Origin of the sequence: Corallococcus terminator (assembly GCF_049194865.1) — a bacterium.
Lineage (GTDB): Bacteria > Myxococcota > Myxococcia > Myxococcales > Myxococcaceae > Myxococcus > Myxococcus terminator_A.
In genome coordinates this window covers 68,123-84,517 of record NZ_JBLZWL010000116.1, presented here as the reverse complement: position 1 = coordinate 84,517, position 16,395 = coordinate 68,123, and the positions used below count along the sequence as shown (strand labels likewise).

14 protein-coding genes are annotated in these 16,395 nt (G+C 68.8%); 5 read left to right on the top strand and 9 right to left on the bottom strand.

Annotation, left to right across the window (positions count from 1 at the left end; translation table 11 throughout):
• The first annotated feature begins 154 nt into the window (after nt 1-154).
• Nucleotides 155-955 (top strand): intradiol ring-cleavage dioxygenase, encoded by an 801-nt coding sequence (locus tag ACN469_RS34785; protein ID WP_498775150.1) that lies wholly within the window; start codon nt 155-157, stop codon nt 953-955.
• A gap of 111 nt (nt 956-1,066) precedes the next feature.
• Here the strand turns inward: ACN469_RS34785 and ACN469_RS34780 are convergent, their stop codons facing one another.
• The 3 genes from ACN469_RS34780 to ACN469_RS34770 form a co-directional block, all read right to left on the bottom strand.
• Nucleotides 1,067-2,041: a TolB family protein gene (locus ACN469_RS34780; protein WP_498775148.1), complete on the bottom strand. Its 975-nt coding sequence runs from the start codon at nt 2,039-2,041 to the stop codon at nt 1,067-1,069.
• 115 nt (nt 2,042-2,156) lie between these two features.
• Nucleotides 2,157-2,942 (bottom strand): LytR/AlgR family response regulator transcription factor, encoded by a 786-nt coding sequence (locus ACN469_RS34775; RefSeq protein ID WP_498775146.1) that lies wholly within the window; start codon nt 2,940-2,942, stop codon nt 2,157-2,159.
• On the bottom strand, nt 2,939-3,985 hold the full coding sequence (locus ACN469_RS34770) for a sensor histidine kinase (protein WP_498775144.1): 1,047 nt from the start codon (nt 3,983-3,985) through the stop codon (nt 2,939-2,941). The genes ACN469_RS34775 and ACN469_RS34770 overlap by 4 nt, the downstream gene beginning before the upstream one ends.
• Before the next feature lie 123 nt (nt 3,986-4,108).
• On the opposite strand from ACN469_RS34770, the gene ACN469_RS34765 reads away from it, so the two are divergent.
• Nucleotides 4,109-5,569 (top strand): RCC1 domain-containing protein, encoded by a 1,461-nt coding sequence (locus tag ACN469_RS34765; protein WP_498775143.1) that lies wholly within the window; start codon nt 4,109-4,111, stop codon nt 5,567-5,569.
• 7 nt (nt 5,570-5,576) lie between these two features.
• On the opposite strand, the gene ACN469_RS34760 is transcribed toward ACN469_RS34765, so the two are convergent.
• From ACN469_RS34760 to ACN469_RS34750, 3 genes are all read right to left on the bottom strand, one after another.
• The gene (locus ACN469_RS34760) at nt 5,577-6,476 is read right to left on the bottom strand and encodes a WG repeat-containing protein (protein ID WP_498775141.1); all 900 of its coding nucleotides are present in this window, start codon (nt 6,474-6,476) and stop codon (nt 5,577-5,579) included.
• 39 nt (nt 6,477-6,515) lie between these two features.
• Complete coding sequence (locus tag ACN469_RS34755; RefSeq protein WP_498775139.1) at nt 6,516-8,630, bottom strand: endo-1,3-alpha-glucanase family glycosylhydrolase; 2,115 nt, start codon at nt 8,628-8,630, stop codon at nt 6,516-6,518.
• 142 nt (nt 8,631-8,772) lie between these two features.
• Nucleotides 8,773-9,387, bottom strand: coding sequence for a hypothetical protein (locus ACN469_RS34750; RefSeq protein WP_498775137.1), 615 nt, complete (start codon nt 9,385-9,387; stop codon nt 8,773-8,775).
• A 188-nt stretch (nt 9,388-9,575) separates the two neighbouring features.
• Between ACN469_RS34750 and ACN469_RS34745 the strand changes: the two genes are divergently transcribed.
• Nucleotides 9,576-10,571, top strand: coding sequence for a hypothetical protein (locus ACN469_RS34745; protein ID WP_498775135.1), 996 nt, complete (start codon nt 9,576-9,578; stop codon nt 10,569-10,571).
• Here the strand turns inward: ACN469_RS34745 and ACN469_RS34740 are convergent.
• Nucleotides 10,561-12,258: a dihydroxyacetone kinase family protein gene (locus tag ACN469_RS34740; protein ID WP_498775133.1), complete on the bottom strand. Its 1,698-nt coding sequence runs from the start codon at nt 12,256-12,258 to the stop codon at nt 10,561-10,563. The genes ACN469_RS34745 and ACN469_RS34740 overlap by 11 nt on opposite strands.
• Before the next feature lie 328 nt (nt 12,259-12,586).
• Between ACN469_RS34740 and ACN469_RS34735 the strand changes: the two genes are divergently transcribed.
• Nucleotides 12,587-13,684, top strand: coding sequence for a DUF2304 family protein (locus tag ACN469_RS34735; protein ID WP_498775131.1), 1,098 nt, complete (start codon nt 12,587-12,589; stop codon nt 13,682-13,684).
• A 4-nt stretch (nt 13,685-13,688) separates the two neighbouring features.
• Nucleotides 13,689-15,527 (top strand): hypothetical protein, encoded by a 1,839-nt coding sequence (locus ACN469_RS34730; RefSeq protein ID WP_498775129.1) that lies wholly within the window; start codon nt 13,689-13,691, stop codon nt 15,525-15,527.
• A gap of 4 nt (nt 15,528-15,531) precedes the next feature.
• Here ACN469_RS34730 and ACN469_RS34725 read toward each other — a convergent pair whose 3' ends face one another.
• Both ACN469_RS34725 and ACN469_RS34720 read right to left on the bottom strand, forming a co-directional pair.
• Complete coding sequence (locus ACN469_RS34725; protein ID WP_498775127.1) at nt 15,532-15,684, bottom strand: hypothetical protein; 153 nt, start codon at nt 15,682-15,684, stop codon at nt 15,532-15,534.
• Between the two features lie 5 nt (nt 15,685-15,689).
• On the bottom strand, nt 15,690-16,346 hold the full coding sequence (locus ACN469_RS34720; protein ID WP_498775125.1) for a trimeric intracellular cation channel family protein: 657 nt from the start codon (nt 16,344-16,346) through the stop codon (nt 15,690-15,692).
• Nucleotides 16,347-16,395: the final 49 nt, after the last annotated feature.

The window sequence follows — 16,395 nt, the reverse complement described above, 5'->3', positions numbered from 1 at the left end:
CCGCGCGCTTGCCTCGCGCAGTTCACGACAGAAGACGAAGGCTACCTCCCACGGGCGTTCAGTGGTCCACGGCAGGCCTGCCCGCCCCGGAGAGGCGGCTTCGGAATCCCTTAAGACCTCGCCGCTACCGTGGATGGTCCACAGGGGAGGACACATGAGTGACGAAGAGCAGAGCCACCACCAGGGGCTCCAGCAGGACCTGCGCATCCTGACGGCGAACGCGGGCCGGCGCCAGGTGCTGCGCTGGATGGCCGGCGCCAGCCTTCTTCCATTGCTCGGCTGTGGCGACGACGATTCGAACGAGGACCCGGGAGACCCGTCGAGCTGCTCGCGAATCCCCGAGGAGACAGCGGGCCCCTATCCCGCCGACGGCTCCAACGGTCCCAATGCCCTGCTGCTGTCCGGCATCGTCCGCTCCGATATCCGCTCCAGCTTCGCGGGCGCGAGCGCCGTCGCGCAGGGCGTCCCCATCACGGTGACAATCACCCTCGTCGACACCAACAACAACTGTGCTCCGCTCCTAGGCCGCGCCGTCTATCTGTGGCACTGCGACCGGGATGGCCTGTACTCGCTGTACTCCCAGGGAATCACCAGCGAGAACTATCTGCGCGGTGTGCAGGAGACGGACGCCGAGGGCAAGGTCACCTTCGCCAGCATCTTCCCCGCCTGCTACAGCGGACGCTGGCCGCACATCCACTTCGAGGTGTACCCGAACCTGGGCTCGGCCACGTCGTCCTCGAACAAGCTGGCCACCTCGCAACTGGCGATGCCCAAGGCCGCCTGTGACGAGGTCTTCGCCACCACCGGCTACTCGCGGAGCATCACCAACCTGAGCCAGGTCACCCTCGCCACCGACAACGTCTTCCGCGATGGCTCCTCCACCCAGGTCGCCACGGTGACGGGCAACGTCACGGACGGCTACGCCGTCAGCCTCGTGGTGGGCATCGCGGGCTGAGTCCCCCCAATGAAACAGCGAGGCGAGCGTGGAGCGCCCCTGCGCCACCCCCCCGCCTCGCCTTGCTTCACGTCGAGAGAGCGCCGCCCCGGGTGGCGGGCTCCCTGGCCGTCACTGGAACAACAAGCACAAGGTGTCGAGCCCGTAGAAGTCCGACGGCACGAACGGGTTCCACGTCTGCCGTACGAAGTAGAGGTGACGCCCGTCCACGCTCAGCGACGGATGGAACTCGTCCTTCTCCGTGTTCACCGCAGGCCCCAGGTTGACCGCCTTGGTGAAGCGCCCCCCGATGTTGATGCTCGCGTACAGGTCCCCCAGGCCGTAGCCCTCCGGACGGTTGAGCGAGGCGAAGATGAGCACGCGCCCATCCGCGGAGATGTGCGAGTTGTACTCCCAGTAGTCCGGGCTGTTGACGCCAGTCCCCAACTTCTCCGCGGGCGCATAACCAGGGCCGCGGCGCTCCGCGCGGTAGATGTTGAAGTCCGAGTCGAACGTGCCGCTGGCGAAGTACACCGTCCCGTCACGAGTCGCGCTGACGTAGAGCTCCTGGCGGTCCGAGTTCACGTTGGGCCCCAGGTGCCGCGGCGTCCCCCAGCTGCCATTCGCCTGCTTGTGCACCACCCACAGGTCCGAGTCCGCGCGCTCCTCGGTGCCCGTCACAGGACGGGTGGACGAGAAGAACAACGAGCCGCCATCCGGCGAGAGGAACGGGTCCGTATCCAGGTACGTGCCGGAGAAGGACACCAACTGCCCGGGGGTGAAGTGGCCGTTCACCTTGCGCGTCTCGTAGATGGCCTGGAACGGCGCCTCCGCCGCATCCACGTGGTAGTACGCGGTGTTGCCGTCCGAGGAGAGCGTGAGCCGGTACTCCGAGCGGTCCGGAAGGGAGACCTCGCCCGGAGCGAAGATGCTGCCGCCCGCGGGGCAGCTCAGGAACCGCAGCGACTCGCTGGACACCTCTCGCGCACCGAGCGCCTCCGCCACCTTGACGGACTCCGGCTCCTGCGCGGCGCACGCCATCGTCATGGAAGACATGGCGACGAAGAGGCCCAAAGACCACGACTTCCCAGGGATGAATCGATTCATGCGGCGTCTCCTTGTGATGGAGACACAGTCGCCCGACCTCCCGAGCCTCGCGATGGAGTTGTGACGAACGGTGGAGGTCCTGGGGCGAACGGTGGAAGCGCCGCCCCACCCCCGCTCAGGAGGGCAGGTCCAACGCCCGCTGGAGCCTGGCGCGGTAGCTCCGGCCCGACGTCAGCTTCGTCCCATCCCGCAGTGTCAGCACGAACTCGCCCGGAGGCAGCGGCTCCACCTCCTCGATGCGGTCCACCCGGACGATGAGCGAGCGGTGCGCGCGCACGAAGTCCTTCGGGTCCAGCTTCGCCTCCAGCGCGTTCATCGTCTCGCGCGCCAGGTACGACTGCTTGCCCAGGTGGACGGAGACGTAGTTCCCCTCCGACTCCAGGTAGTCGATGTCCTCCACGCGCAGGAAACGCATCCGCCAGCCCACCTTCGCCACCAGCTTCGTCGCGTAGGGCTCCGACGCGGGAGGCAGGCGCTGCGACAGCGAATCGAGCCGCTCGATGAGGTCCGCGTCCAGCTCCGTCGCCCCGGTACGGCGGCGCTCGCGCACCCGCGAGAGGCTGACGCGGAAGCGCTCCCTGTCGAAGGGCTTGAGCAGGTAGTCGAGCGCGTTGGCCTCGAACGCCTGCACCGCGAAGTCCCGATGCGCCGTCACGAAGATGACCGCCGGCTGCTGCTCCTGGGCCACCGCGCGCAGCACGCCGAAGCCGTCAGGCTCCGGCATCTGCACGTCCAGCAGCACCAGGTCCGGGCGCTCCTTGCCAATGGCGGCGATGGCCTCGACGCCGTCGCGACACTCGCCGATGACCGCGATGTCCGACTCGTCCGCGAGCAGCTCCTTCAACCGCTCCCGAGCCAGGGGCTCATCGTCGACGATGAGCACGCGGATGGGCGCGGTCATGTCGCGGGCTCCGTCCTGAAGGGAATGGCCAGGGACACCAGCGCCCCGCCCTCCGAGCGCCCCCGCAGCTCCAGCCGATGGTCCGGGCCGTAGAGTTGAACCAGCCGCTCCCGTGTAATCCACAGGCCCTTGCCGCTCCCCGAGGCCTTCGGGGCCGTCGACTCGCGCAGGCCGACGCCGTCGTCACGGACCTCCAAGAGCAGCGCCGGACCTTCACGCCGGGCGGACACCGTCACCGTGCCCGGAGCGGAGCGCGGGGCGATGCCGTGCTGGATGGCGTTCTCCACCAGCGGCTGGAGCAACAGGTGCGGCACGTGAGCGCCCAGGGTGTCCTGCTCGATTTCGTGCTTCACCTGGAGCCGGTCCGTGAAGCGCACGCCCTGGATGTCCAGGTAGAGCTGGAGCGTGCGCAGCTCGTCCCGCAGCGTCACCTCCTCCCGGCCCGCCGCGTCCAGCGTGCCCCGCAGCAAGTCGCTGAGCCGGGCAATCATCCGCTCGCTGCCCATCGGGTCCCTGTGCACCAGGGCGGAGATGGAGTTGAGCGTGTTGAAGAGGAAGTGCGGGTGGAGCTGGGACTTGAGGACGTGGAGCTGCGCGCGGGCGAGCTGGGTGTCCCGCAGCCGGACCTGCTCCGCGTAGTAGATGGCGTGCGCCACGCCCAGGAGCGTCAGGTAGATGAACGGGTTGTAGAGCAGCGCGTGCTCCAGGACGGCCGAGTAGGCGGGCGGCGAGTCGTACCAGCGGAAGTACGGGTCCAGCGAGTAGATGACGGTGGCCCGGAAGAACGAGACCGCGAGCGCGCCTCCCACGTGCAGCGCCAGGCGTGAGTGCCAGCGACGCCGCTCGAAGGGGAAGCGCAGGCCGAAGTACACGACGGCGACGGTGATGGGCGCCCACAGCGCGGTGGCAAAGCCATCCGTGAGCAGCGCGTGACTCCAGGACACGCCCCGGACGGAGTGCGCCTCACTGGAGGCCGCCAGCCCCTGCAAGGTCCAGTAGGCAAAGGCCGCCACCCACAACATCCAACCGCGTCCGCGTGACATGCCCTCAAGGTACACGGACTCGCGCCGGCTTTCACACCCACCCCCAGCTCCCCCTCTGGAGGGCAGGCTCGCAGCCGGCAACTGGTTTTGGCGAACTTCAGGCAATTCAGTAACAATAGCCACATGTCACTATCACGCACGCTCTTTATCTCCCTCGCGGTGGTCCTCATGGGGTGCTCCGGGTCGTCGGATGACTCAGGAAGGGAGGAACCGCCGAGCGAGGAGTCCGGCCAGGAGGCCCTCAGCGATGCGGGGACACAGGACGCGGGCCCGCTCGACGCGGGTGACAGCCTCGCGGGGCTGACTCGCATCGCCACCGCCGAGTACCAGGCGTTCTATCTGGTGGATGGTCGCGTGCGGGGCATCGGCTCCAACCGCGCGGGGCAGCTCGGCGTGGGCCACTCCAATCCGTACAACCAGGTCCCTCCCATCGACATCGCCCTGCCCCAGGGGCTGCTCTTCAAGGACGTGGCGGGCGGCGGCTTCCAGAGCCTCGCGCTCGACGTCCAGGGCCGCGTCTGGACCTTCGGACAGAACCTCTACGGTCAGCGAGGCGACGGCACCACGAATGATTATCCCAACCGCACGACGACGCCGAACAACGGCCAGCCGTACCTCATCCTCCAGGACTCCACCGGCGCGACGTTCGACAACGTCATCGCGGTGCGCAGCGCGCTGCTGTTCAACATGGCGCTGAAGGCAGACGGCTCCGTCTGGGTCTGGGGCATGAGCGGCACGGCGATTGGCAACACGCTGGGCATCGCGGGAGACGGAAACCAGGCGCAGCGCAACATCACCCGGCCCACGCGAGTCCCGCTGCCGCAGGGCGTGCGCATCAAGAGCTTCACCACGAACGACAGCAGCATCTTCGCGCTCGATGACACCGGCAAGGCGTGGGCGTGGGGCGGAAGCAACGCCGCGGAGAACCTGGGCACGGGCAATTTCGCGGGCTATGCGCAGGCGAACTCACTCAACATCCCCGTCAAGGTGACGGAGCTCGCCGCGGGTGGCAGCCGCTGGGCCGTGGCGCTGGACGAGAACGGGAGCATGTGGGGTTGGGGCATCCAGGGCACCTTCCTGGGCATCGGCAATCCGAATGGTGGTTGGATTACCAGGGCCACCCCGGTCCAGTTGTCGTTCCCCGAGTTCGGCTCGCGCAAAATCGTCCACGTGTCCGCGTGTGGCCATGCCACGCACGTGATTCTGGATGACGGCTCGCTGTGGGGCTGGGGCGACAGCGCGATGGGCGAGGTCGGCAACGGAGCGATGCTGGACTTCGCCACCTACCACACGCCGTACAGCTGGGACTGGTCCAACTACCAGAAGATGGTCTTCCGTCCCGTGCCCGTTGCCCCAGGCGTCACCTTCAAGGCCTTGCACAACACCGCGCAGTCCTTCTACGGCTACGCCACCGCGACGGACGGCACCATCTACTCCTGGGGCCGCAACAAGACGGGTGTGCTCGGCAATGGCGTGCGGCCCACCGGTAACGTCGCGGGCCGGCCAGACAGCTGGAATGTGGCGACCGCCGTGCCCGTGCCCGCGCACCTGCTGACCACGGGCACTGACACGCCGTCGCTGTAGCTCGCCGTCAGTCGTTCAGCACCACGGCCAGGCCGTGGGAGAAGGGCTGGGCGGAGGCGAAGCGGGGTGTCACCGCCCAGCTTCCGTCCGGGCGCAGGTAACCGAACTTCCCGTCCTGCTTCACGGCCGCCAGCCCTTCCGAGAACGCGCCATTCACCGCCTGGAAGCGGGGCTCGATGACCACGGCCCCCTTCCGGTCGATGAAGCCATAGACACCCTTCACCTTCACGGGAGCGAGCCCCTCGCGAAACGCGCACTCCGTCAGGCTCTCGTCCCAGTTCGCGAAGCCAGGCTCCAGCGCCCAGGCGCCGGACTCGTCCACGAAGCCGAACTTCTTGCCCGTCACGACCAGCACCAGCCCGTCCGAGAAGCGGCCCATCGTCTTGAAGTCGAAGCTGGCGAGACACTGGCCCTTGGGGTCGATGAGCCGGCTCTGCTCGCCCGCGGGGCTCTTCTTCAAGACGACGTGCGCCTTGCCGTCGACGAAGGGCCGGGCGAGCCCGCCGCCGAACCCGTCCAGCACCACCTCGCCCTTCCGGTTGATGTACGAGTCAGAGGCCTTCGCCCCCGCGCGCATCACCGGCGCGAGCCCCGAGCCGAAGCGCCCCACGTTCACATAGGTGGCCCCGGCCACGACGTACTTCGTGAAGTTCGCCTTGAACTCCACCGGCAACACGAGCTCGCCTTTCACGTCGATGAAGCCCTCATCCGTCAGGGCCATGCCATCGCTGAAGCCGGTGAAGGCGCGCTTCACCTTCAGCGTGGGCTGGCCCTTCACGTCGATGAAGACCCAGCCATCACCGGCGGGCATGCGGGCCTGGCCTTCATTGAAGGTGAAGGGCGTGCCATGGGGGCTGGGGATGACCAGCTCCCCCTTCGTGTCGATGAAGCCGTAACGTGTTTTCACGCCAGGGACCCTACTGTCCGGCCCCTCGCGCGTCGACGCTCACGGACGCGTGCAGGAGCGCCCGCCGCCCGCGTGATACATGAAGTCCTGGTAGACGGTTTGCGCGAGGATGGGCGTCTTGCTCTCCAGGCGCTGCACGGTGACACCGCCGCGCTGGAGCTCGAAGACAGGCGTGGTACCGGGCACCAGCGGCGCATGAAAGGCCGTTACTCCCGCGCTCGTCACGTCCAGCGTGCGCACGTCGGCGCCCTGGGTGATGACCAGGCGGCCCGGCTCCTTCAGGAAGGCGAGCAGCTCCACCTGGTTGGACGCGGCGACCCCGCCCCGCAGCTTCATGGCGCGCGCCGTCTGCTTCGCGGCGTTGAAGGGCGCGTCCGTCCGGTGCCGACGGTGTGTGTAATAGAGCGTGTCGCGGACGATGGTGGGTCGCTGCCCCGTCTTGAACCAGGTCGTGTAGTACGCAATCCAATCCATGATGACGTAGCCGCGCTCCTGGGACGCCGTCATCCACGACTCGCCGTAGTCCGTCAGCGTGAGCAACGTAATCCAGTCCGCGTCGCCCTCCATCGCCTTCTCGAACTGCGTACGGAACGCCAGGCTGTTCTGCGCCTCCCAGTACACGCGGCTGCTGTTCTCGCTGTCCGTGAGCTTGTGGCGCACGTCCTCGAACGCGACAGGGGACATCCACAGCTTGCCGCGACGGTGCGACTCCACGCTCCAGCGGCGCATGTTCTCCCCGGACTGCGCGGTGCGCTCGCCCCAGGTGGAGAAGCCCGTCACCAGGTTGTTCCACTCCGCGTACTTCGTCACGTCGCCCGTGTACGAGAGGAGCGGCCAGTAGGTGACCTGGATGCCCTGCGCCGCGAGTCGCGTCTTCAACTCCGTCCACCAGGCCACGGACTTGCGCTCGGGGTTGAAGGTGGCCAGGACGATGGCGCCATCGAGCTTGTGCACGGACGGGTGGCTGGCCACGGAGGCAATCATCGACACCAGTCCGTCCGTGGTGCCCGTCGCCTCGGTGGGGAAGTCCGGGCTGAGGACGATGCGGAACTCCGGGTCCACCGCCGCCGCAGCAGCGAGCATGACGGTGAGCTGGTTGTTCCGTGTGTCCGACGAGACGCGGTACGGGTGCTCGTAGAGGAAGCCATCCATGCCGGAGGCAATCGCGCGGCGCACCTCCGTCTCGAAGTCACGCTGCCGCCACGCGCTGTCGGCCCAGGGGGCTCTGGGCAATGGCCTGTCCCGCATCAGTCCGCCGATGTTGGCGTACTCACCATTGCGCGACTCGGGCGTCATCCAGCCCGTCCAGTAGTCCGACGCGGGCTGCGCGTTGTCGATGGAGATGGGGAAGATGGGGTAATAGAAACCGAAGACCTTCTTCGACGCCGCGCGCAGCGCCGCCGTCTTGGGCATGTCGAACGGGTAGCACGCGGAGATGGGCGTCGGCGCGGGCGCCAGCGCGGCGCTCAGCTCCAGGTTGAAGCGCGCATCGGATGTGTTTGCCGCGGACTGGTGAAGCTCCACCGCGAGGACGTTCGTCCCCGTGCGCAGCGCCGCCACGTCGATGCCCTGACTCACCCACGTCAGCTCCTCGGCGGGCACCGCGATGGTGGCGGGCGCCAGCGTGCGGTAGCCCACCGCTCCCGAGGGCAGGTTGCTACGGAAGACCTCCGTGCCATTCAGATAGACAATCGCTCCGTCATCCCGCTGCAGCCGCACCAGCAGCTCGCTGACGCGCGCCGGGTCCGCGACGGTGAAGCTGTGCCGGAAGTACGTGGTGATGTGCTTGTTGGCGGCGTTGGCGCCGTAGGAGACCGACGTGGCCAGGTCCGTCTCCGCGTAGCCCAGCGGCGAGGCTCCCGCCGCCCAGGCCTCGTCCGCGAACCCCGTCGCCGTCCACGCCGTGCCCAGGTCCACGCCCGTGTCCAGGTAGCGCCACGAAGCGCCCGGCGCGACGAGCACCGTCGCCAGCGAGGGCGCCACGGCAACAGCCAGGTCCGCGCCCGGCGCCGAGGGGAGCACGCCCGCCTCGGGTGCTCCGTCCTCGGCGGGAAGCGACTCGTCCGGAACACCTCCCGCGCAGGATATCGAGAGCAGGGGCGCTAACAGGAACGCGGCAAGCCGCGCCCTGGAGAAATCCATGGCGATGCGCATCGGACGACCTCGAGGTGCCCCTCGTCCGGGGGGACGAAGGGCGAGGGGGTTACCCTCGGGACACGGGAGGTCTCCGGATGGCGCACGCTTTCGCGTTTTTCCTGCAAGTCATTGAGCTGCGGGACACGTCGGAGCGCTCACGTCACGGCAGCAGCAACGCTTCCTTCTTCTTCAGCTTCTTCGCGAGCGTGGTGTAGGACCACTCGCCCTCTTCATCGACCAGTCCCTTGGCGAGCAGCTTGCTCAGCTGGGGGCCAATCTCGCTGGAGTGGCCGATGAGGTGATGGTCCGCGCGCACCTTGTCGATGGCGTCATCGCGGTCATCCGAGACGACGAGCCTGGCGGACAACGTGTCGGCGTAGGACGAGTAGTCGTTGTAGTAGGTCCACGCCACACCCTGGACGGAGAAGTCCCCCAGCACGACAATCTCTCCGTGGACGAGCAGGTTGTGCGCCTTGAGCGAGCCTCCGACGAAGAGCAGCGAGTAGTCGAAGCCCTCGTGGATGATGTTGCCCTCCACCACCAGGTCTCCCGCGACGAGCAGGCGACCCTGGTCCTCGAGGATGAGGTTGCCGTTCACCGTGACGCTCTTCGCGTCGAAGGTCTGGTCCTGGCCCTCGGAGATGGTCAGGTCCTTGGCCACCTGCTTCACTTCAGCGGAGGGCGACAGCTTCGCCTTGAGCGCGGCCCGCCTGGCGGCCGAGCCAGCCTGGTCGTGAAGCGAGCCTTCCTGCAGCAACTTTTCGAAGAGCGTCATGTTCGCAGGCTAGAAGTCCACCCGGGAGCTGACGAGCGAAATGTCCTGAACGAACCTCCCTGGGAGACCTCGGCCGCCCGGCTCCGGGTATACTGGGGACTCGGCCGGGAAAACGGTGTGAGGTCTGCGTGGCATCGACCAGGACTGTCCGGTGGGTTGCGACTCTCGGGAGCGTGAGTGCTCGGGGCGTGGCCGCCCAGGGAGCGCTCCTCGCCTGCGCGCTGCTCTTCGCCTTCGCCGCGAGTGCACAGACGACGGAGGACCGGGCCTACGTTGGCGTCACCTTCGCGCGCGGCACCGAGATTGGCTCACAAGGCGGCAGGCTGGATGAGCGCAGGCAGCTGGACCTGCGCATCCCCCTCCCGCCCGTGTTCCTGGGCCGCACGGTGCTCGTACCCTCCTTCGGCTACGAGACGCGCTTCATGGGGCTGGAGCAGCATGGCCCCCTGGCGAATGTGTCCGAGGAGGAGCTGGGCAGGCAGTTCCATCGCTTCCAGCTCGGACTCACGCTGATTCGTCCGCTCGCGCCCCGGTGGATGTTGATAACGGGCGCGGTGGCGAACACTCGCACGGACTTCAAGAGCTCCTTCGACTTCGGGTTGGACACCTCGTGGGTGGGCTTCGCCATGGCGAACTACCTGATTGGTGGAGACCCGGACGTGAGGCTGACGTTCGGCCTGGTGGCGCTGTATCCGTTCGACGCCACGCCTGTCGTCCCCATGCTGGCCTTCGCGTACCGCAAGGGGCCGTACATCCTGGAGGTGGGCCTGCCCCGACTCGCCATGCTGTACAAGCTGGGCGACGGACTGGAGCTGGGCATCACCGGCATGTTCGACCAGCAGGTCTTCCGCTCCCGCATCCCGTATGACGAGCAGGGCCCCAAGCCGCACTACATCCGGGAGACGGCGCTGCGCTTCGGCCCCACGGTGAACGCGCGCCTGGGCAGCGGGAATCTCTGGGTCAGCTCGTCCATCGGGCTCGACTTGCTGAACGACTATGCGTTGCTCGACAAGGACCGGGAGCGGGTGGAGCTGGGGATGCTCCAGTCCACGGGCCCGGCGCCCTATCTGCGGGTGTCGCTCGGCTGGCGTCCGCCGCGTCGTCCCAGCGCGGTCATCCGGCCCGTCAGCAACCCGCCGGAGCAGACTCCGGCGAAGGGCAACACTCCGTCGCTCATCCGATGAAGGGCGTGAGCGCCTTCAGCCAGACGACGACGGCGGCAGCGCCCGCATCGGGCACCCCGAGCGCCCTGCTCCCCAGGTAGCTGGCGCGTCCGAGCCGAGGCTGCATGCGCGCGGTGGCCTCCGCCCCCTGCTCTCCCTCGCGCACCGTCGCGGCCCAGGCTTCGGCGGTCGGCCTTCCGGCCTGCACCTCTCGCGCGAAGGCGTCGGCGGCGGGCTTGAGCGCATCGAGCATGGTGCGGTCTCCAGGCCGAGCCCCGCCGAGCTGCGCCACCGCGTCGACGGCGAGGACGAACGCGTCCGCCCAGACAGGAGCATCGGTGGCGCCCTCGGAGAGCCGGCGCGCGGCGCGCAACAGCGCGGTGGCGTAGAACGGCCCGGAGCTCCCGCCGATGGCGCGCCTCAGGGCATCGCCGATGGCCGTGAGCGCGCGTGAGGGATTCGTCCACGAGGACTCGGGCAGGGCACGAATCGCCGCCGCGCCGCGCGACAGACTGAGGCCCAGGTCCCCGTCTCCCGCCGCGCTGTCGAGTTCGGTGAGGCGGGCTTCACTCGCCTCGAAGGCGGTGGCGACGGCGAGCGCCGCGTCCCGTACGCGCTCCATTCCAGGCAGGCGAGGCTCCTGGGTGAGAGGCGCGGGCGGCGTGGCGGCGACGGGCCGGGCGGGCCGCTCGGGTGCGAGCCGGCCCTCTCCTCCCCAAGCGGGCGCGGTGGTCTTCGCGTCGAGCCAGCCCAGGCGCGCGTCATCCAGCTTCAGCACGGACAGCGAGCAGCCCGGCATCTCCAGCGCGGAGAGGAACGTCCCGGTCCACGCGCGCTCCACACGCAGGCCGCGCTCGCGAAGGAGCGTGAGGGCGCGGCGCGTGACGATGGCCAGCTCCATGGGGGGCGTGCCGCCCAGTCCGTTGACGAGCAGGGCCACGCGGGTGCTGGCTCCGAAGCTCCGGTCCTCCAGGATGGTGGAGAGCAGCGACTCCACCAGGGCATCGGCGGACTGGAGCGGGGCGCGCTTCACGCCCTGCTCTCCATGGATGCCCAGGCCCAGCTCGATTTCATCGTCGCCCAGGGTGAAGCCGGGACGGCCCGCCGCCGGCACGGTGCACGGGCCGAGCGCGACGCCCATGGTGCCCAGCTCCGCCGAGGCCGCCTGCGCTTCACGGAGCACGTCGTTCAGGGACAGGCCCGCCGCCGCCGCGGCGCCCGCCACCTTGTGGACCAGGACGGTGCCAGCGATGCCGCGACGTCGCGCGGGCTCGACGGTGTCGCGCAGGGCGACGTCATCGGCGACCACGACGACCTCCACGGGGATGCCTTCCGCGCGGGCCAACTCGGCGGCGAGGCCGAAGTTGAGCCGGTCACCGGTGTAGTTCTTCACCACGAGGAGCGAGCCCGAGGGGCCTGACACCGCGCGAATGGCGGCGAGCACGGCGTCCGTGCTGGGTGAGGTGAACACGTCACCCGCCACCGCCGCGTCGAGCATGCCCGCGCCGACGTAGCCCGCGTGCGCAGGCTCATGCCCGCTGCCGCCACCGGAGATGACGGAGACCTTGCGCCGCCGAGGGTCGGCCGGCGTGTCGGCGCGGATGACCACCGTCTCGTCGTCGAGCAACACCTGCCCCGGAGCGAGCGCGACGAATCCCTCCAGCATCTGCCTCACGACGGCCCTGGGCTCATTGACGAGCTTCTTCACCGGTTCCTGCTCCTTGGCCGCGGAGGCCAGCCTGAACGGCGGGAGTAAAGCATGGGCGTCCCGACAGGGTGTCGGGAGCAGAGGCGCGACAGCGGGGTCCGCGTCGGAAACGTCTTCGAAGGGACGGAGGCTCGGCTCGGCTCCTCGATGCACGTACAGGCCCTCGGCGGCGAAGACGGTCACTCAGATACAAGTGGCTCCAGGTCGCCATACGGACCGCGCCCGCGAAACGGGTCGTCCGACAGCGTCCGAGCCCCCTCCTCTCTCACCTGGCAGAAATCGCTTGCCGGGCCGGGCTGGAGGGACCTAGCTAGGGCTCGGGGAGCGCATGTCCTTTCTCGTCATCCTGCTGACCGCGGGATTCTTCACCATCCTCTTCTCCCAGTTCGGGCATCGGCTTCCCGCGAGGAACTCGCTCATCTGGTGGTTAGTGGCGCTGTTCCTGCTGACCACCGTCATCAATCCCGACCTGTTCCGTCCCGTCATCCGGGTGCTGGGCATCGAGCTCGTCAGCAACTTCGTGCTCGGCGGAATGATGATGTTCCTGTTCTTCCAGATGGTGGAGCAGCAGGCGGAGAACCGGCGCTTCTCCCGGCAGATTGTCGAGCTCACCACCAGCTTCGCCGCCCAGCAGTTTTCCAAGGAGGCCGCACGGCACCTCGCTGGCGAGGGCTGCAAGGTGCTCGTCCTCCTGCCCTGCTTCAACGAGGCCGGCTCGCTGCCGGAGGTGCTCCCCCGGCTCACCGCGCTCGAGGCCCGGAGCACCGGTGAGGCGCGCTTCGCATTCTGCGTGGTGGACGATGGCTCCCTGGACGACACGCCCCGCCTGCTCGCCACGCTCGCGCCTCAGGGCCACGTCACCCACAGCACCAACGTCGGCGTGGCCGGGGCGCTCTTGACGGGCTTCAAGCTCGCGCGGACCCTGGACGCGGACCATGTCGTTCAATGCGACTCCGACGGGCAGCACCCCATCGAGGAGATTCCCCGGCTGGTGGCGCTCGCCCGTCAGCGGGGCGCGGACCTCATCATCGGCTCACGCTTCGTGGCGCCAGAGCCCACGGCCAACGCGGTGTCCAATCCCCTGCGGAGCACCACCCCGCTGCGGCGCACGGGAGGAATGCTCGTCACGCTCGTGCTGGGGCTGTACGGCCGGCAGGCGCGAGTGAGCGACCCGACCTCCGGCTTCCGTGTCTACTCGCGGCGGGCCGTGCAGGAACTGCTGCGCGCGATGCCGGACGAATATCCAGAGCCCGAGTCCATCGCGCTGCTCGCCCTCCGCGGCCTGCGCATCGAGGAGGTCCTGGTGGAGATGACACCGCGCACCCAGGGCGTCTCCAGCTTGAGCGGACTGAAGAGCATCCGGTTCATGGTCAAGGTCACCACCGCGCTGCTGGGGCTGCGCGTCCGCTCGCTGGTGGGAGGCTGAGCGGATGGCGACGTTTCGCGAGCGGCTCACCCGGGCGCTGAGCAGCCTCGACACCCCCGGCGCGCCCTCCGAGTCCCCCGGCCCGGCTACGTGGCTGGTGCTGACGCTGGTGCCCGCGATGGCGCTGCTGATGTCCGGTGTCCTCCGCGCGGCGCTGGGCCTGGGCATCACCGCATCCCTGGGGCTGGCGATCACCCTGCTCGCGGGTGGCGTGGTCCTTGCCTCGCTGGAGAGAGGGCTCCGGGTGAGGCGCGGGTGGCAAGTCCTCCCTGCGCTGTTGGTGCTGGGGGTCCTCATGGTGGCGACCTTCCAAATGCTCCACACCCCCGCCTTCGACGGCTTCATGTCCATGGGTGGTGGAGACGCGGGCAATCACGTCGCGCTCCGGCGCGCGTTCGTCGAGAGCGCTCCGGACGCCTACCAGCGGTTCGTGTCGTTCTACGCCTTCACGCACTGGCTGGAGGTCTTCCTCGGCTTCAACGCCTTCGAGTCGTTCCGGGCGGGGTTCTACGCCATCCCCTTCCTGCTGACGCTCTGCATGCTCGCGGCGCTCCTGGCGATGACCCACCGTCAGGAGGAAGCGGGAGTGCCGGGCACGCGCGCGGCGCCGTGGCTGTTTCTCGCGGGACTGCTGGCGGCGACGTCCATCCTCTTCCCTGTGCTCCACTACCATCAGGCCGAGGGCTTCTACGCCCATCTGTTCGGTCTGGTGCCCACGCTGCTGGGGTGGGTGCTCTTCGGGTTCTTCACCTCGCGGCTTGCGCGCATCGGAGCCCTGCTGTTCGCCGTCGTCCTCCACCGCTACACCTACGGGCTCAACCTGGGCGACGTGCTCCTCGTCAGTGCGGTGCTGGCGGGCGTCGAGTCCACGGGCGTGCTCCATGCACGGCGCGCCCGGATTGCGCTGCGCGTCCTGGCCGTCGGATTGGGGCTCGCGGCCCTCTTCGCCTATTGGAAGCTGCTCCCGCTGATTCCGGTGACGGGAGGCATCGTCGCCCCCCGCTTCCACGCGATGCTGCGGGGACAGTGGGTGCTGGCCTTGGGACTGCTGCTGCTCCCGCTCGCGGCGAGGCTCATGGGGCTGGGCCTGGGCGACACCGGAACACGCCTGGCGCGGTATGCGGGCCTCTTCGGCGCCGTGAGCGGCCTGGTGCAACTCCTCTGCCTCGGGTTCGTGACGAGTCGGGAGTACTACCTCATCAAGTACCACCTGCACGGTGCTGTGCTGGTGCTGTGCGCGACGCTGGTCCTGGTCTCCGTGTTGCTGGCCCAGGCGCTCTCGCGGTGGGCACGACGCCAGGGGAGCCCGGCTCACGCGGGCCTCGTGCCGCTGGCGGTCCTGGTCGGCGTCGGCGTGTTCAACCTGCACAAGGCCATCGCGCCCTATGAGGAGAGCTTCCAGGAGCGCAGGTCCGGCAAGGCACCCTGGCGCGCGCTCATGCCGCTGGCGGACCGCGAGGGCTGGAGCCGAATCCAAGCGACGCTCACGCGAGAGCACGCCGACTTCGGTGGGCTCGTGTCCGCGAACTGGCCGCTGATGAACTTCATGAACGCGGGGCTGCGCACGACGACGGGCGAGGACGCGCTGAGGTTCGGCTGGGAGCAGTACCTCCACGGCCTGGTGAAGCAGGGCCCTGGCCTGTGCGTGTTCTGGTACGCGACGGAGCGCGACTTCCAGGAACTGGCCGACACGAAGGCAACCAATGGCGGCACGCTGCTGGACGTCGCGCGGGCGCTGGACGCCAAGGCGGAGAAGCGCTGCGAGGACTACCCCGCGCGATGGGATGCTCAGCGACCATTTCGGCTCTGCCACATCTGCGAGCCGAAGCAGTCCGGGACGTAGCGACCTACGTCAGCCGCTTCCCCTTCACCATCTCCAGGCCCAGCGGGTTGCCCCGGTAGTGGACGCGGTCCAGGAGGGCCCTCTGGACGCGCCACCCTTCGGCCGTCTTCTCCACGTCGTGGGTGTAGCGGGCGACGAGGCACTCCTGATGCCGCACCCCTCTCAGGGGCCCGGCACGGAGGGCAGCCGCCAGTGCTGGAGGACCGCCAGCATCCGCAAGCCAAAGCAGGCCATGGCCCCCAGGCTCGCCGCGAGCACGGCGGGCGCGCCCACCCGCCTGGCCACGAGCAGCACACCCGCCCCCACGAGCGCCGCCACCGCGTACACATCCGCGCGCAGCACCAGCGGGACTCGCGCCAACAGCAGGTCTCGAATCGTTCCTCCCCCGACTCCCGTCATCGCGCCCAGCAACAAGGCCGTCAGCGCGGGCGCGCCCAAGGAGAGCGCCTTGCTCGCGCCCGTCACCGTGAAGAGGGCGAGCCCCGCCGCGTCCAGCGCCAGCAACAGCGTGGGAGGGACGTGCCCCATGGGGCCGCTCACCAGCACCACCAGCACGCCGCCGCCGAACGCGGTCGTCGCATAGCGCCAATCGCGAATCGCCAGCGGTGGCACCGCGCCGAGGAGCACGTCACGCACGAGCCCGCCTCCCAGCGCGGTGGCGAACGCGAGCACCAGCACACCGAAGACGTCGAGCCCCGCCCGCGCCGCCGTCAGCGCGCCCTCGACCGCGAAGACAAGGGTACCGGCCAGGTCTCCCGCCGTCAGGAGCATCAGCGACATGCCGCGAGCTGGTGCGTCGACCATCGATGCGGGCCGCATCCCATTCCCCCACCGGAGCCACGTGGACCTGGCCCTCCGGACGCGTCAG

Bases quoted from the DNA above. Each gene is read 5' to 3' on its own strand.
- ACN469_RS34785 (WP_498775150.1), top strand. From the start codon at position 155: ATGAGTGACGAAGAGCAGAGCCACCACCAGGGGCTCCAGCAGGACCTG.
- ACN469_RS34780 (WP_498775148.1), bottom strand. From the start codon at position 2,041: ATGAATCGATTCATCCCTGGGAAGTCGTGGTCTTTGGGCCTCTTCGTC.
- ACN469_RS34775 (WP_498775146.1), bottom strand. From the start codon at position 2,942: ATGACCGCGCCCATCCGCGTGCTCATCGTCGACGATGAGCCCCTGGCT.
- ACN469_RS34770 (WP_498775144.1), bottom strand. From the start codon at position 3,985: ATGTCACGCGGACGCGGTTGGATGTTGTGGGTGGCGGCCTTTGCCTAC.
- ACN469_RS34765 (WP_498775143.1), top strand. From the start codon at position 4,109: ATGTCACTATCACGCACGCTCTTTATCTCCCTCGCGGTGGTCCTCATG.
- ACN469_RS34755 (WP_498775139.1), bottom strand. From the start codon at position 8,630: ATGCGCATCGCCATGGATTTCTCCAGGGCGCGGCTTGCCGCGTTCCTG.
- ACN469_RS34750 (WP_498775137.1), bottom strand. From the start codon at position 9,387: ATGACGCTCTTCGAAAAGTTGCTGCAGGAAGGCTCGCTTCACGACCAG.
- ACN469_RS34735 (WP_498775131.1), top strand. From the start codon at position 12,587: ATGTCCTTTCTCGTCATCCTGCTGACCGCGGGATTCTTCACCATCCTC.
- ACN469_RS34730 (WP_498775129.1), top strand. From the start codon at position 13,689: ATGGCGACGTTTCGCGAGCGGCTCACCCGGGCGCTGAGCAGCCTCGAC.
- ACN469_RS34720 (WP_498775125.1), bottom strand. From the start codon at position 16,346: ATGCGGCCCGCATCGATGGTCGACGCACCAGCTCGCGGCATGTCGCTG.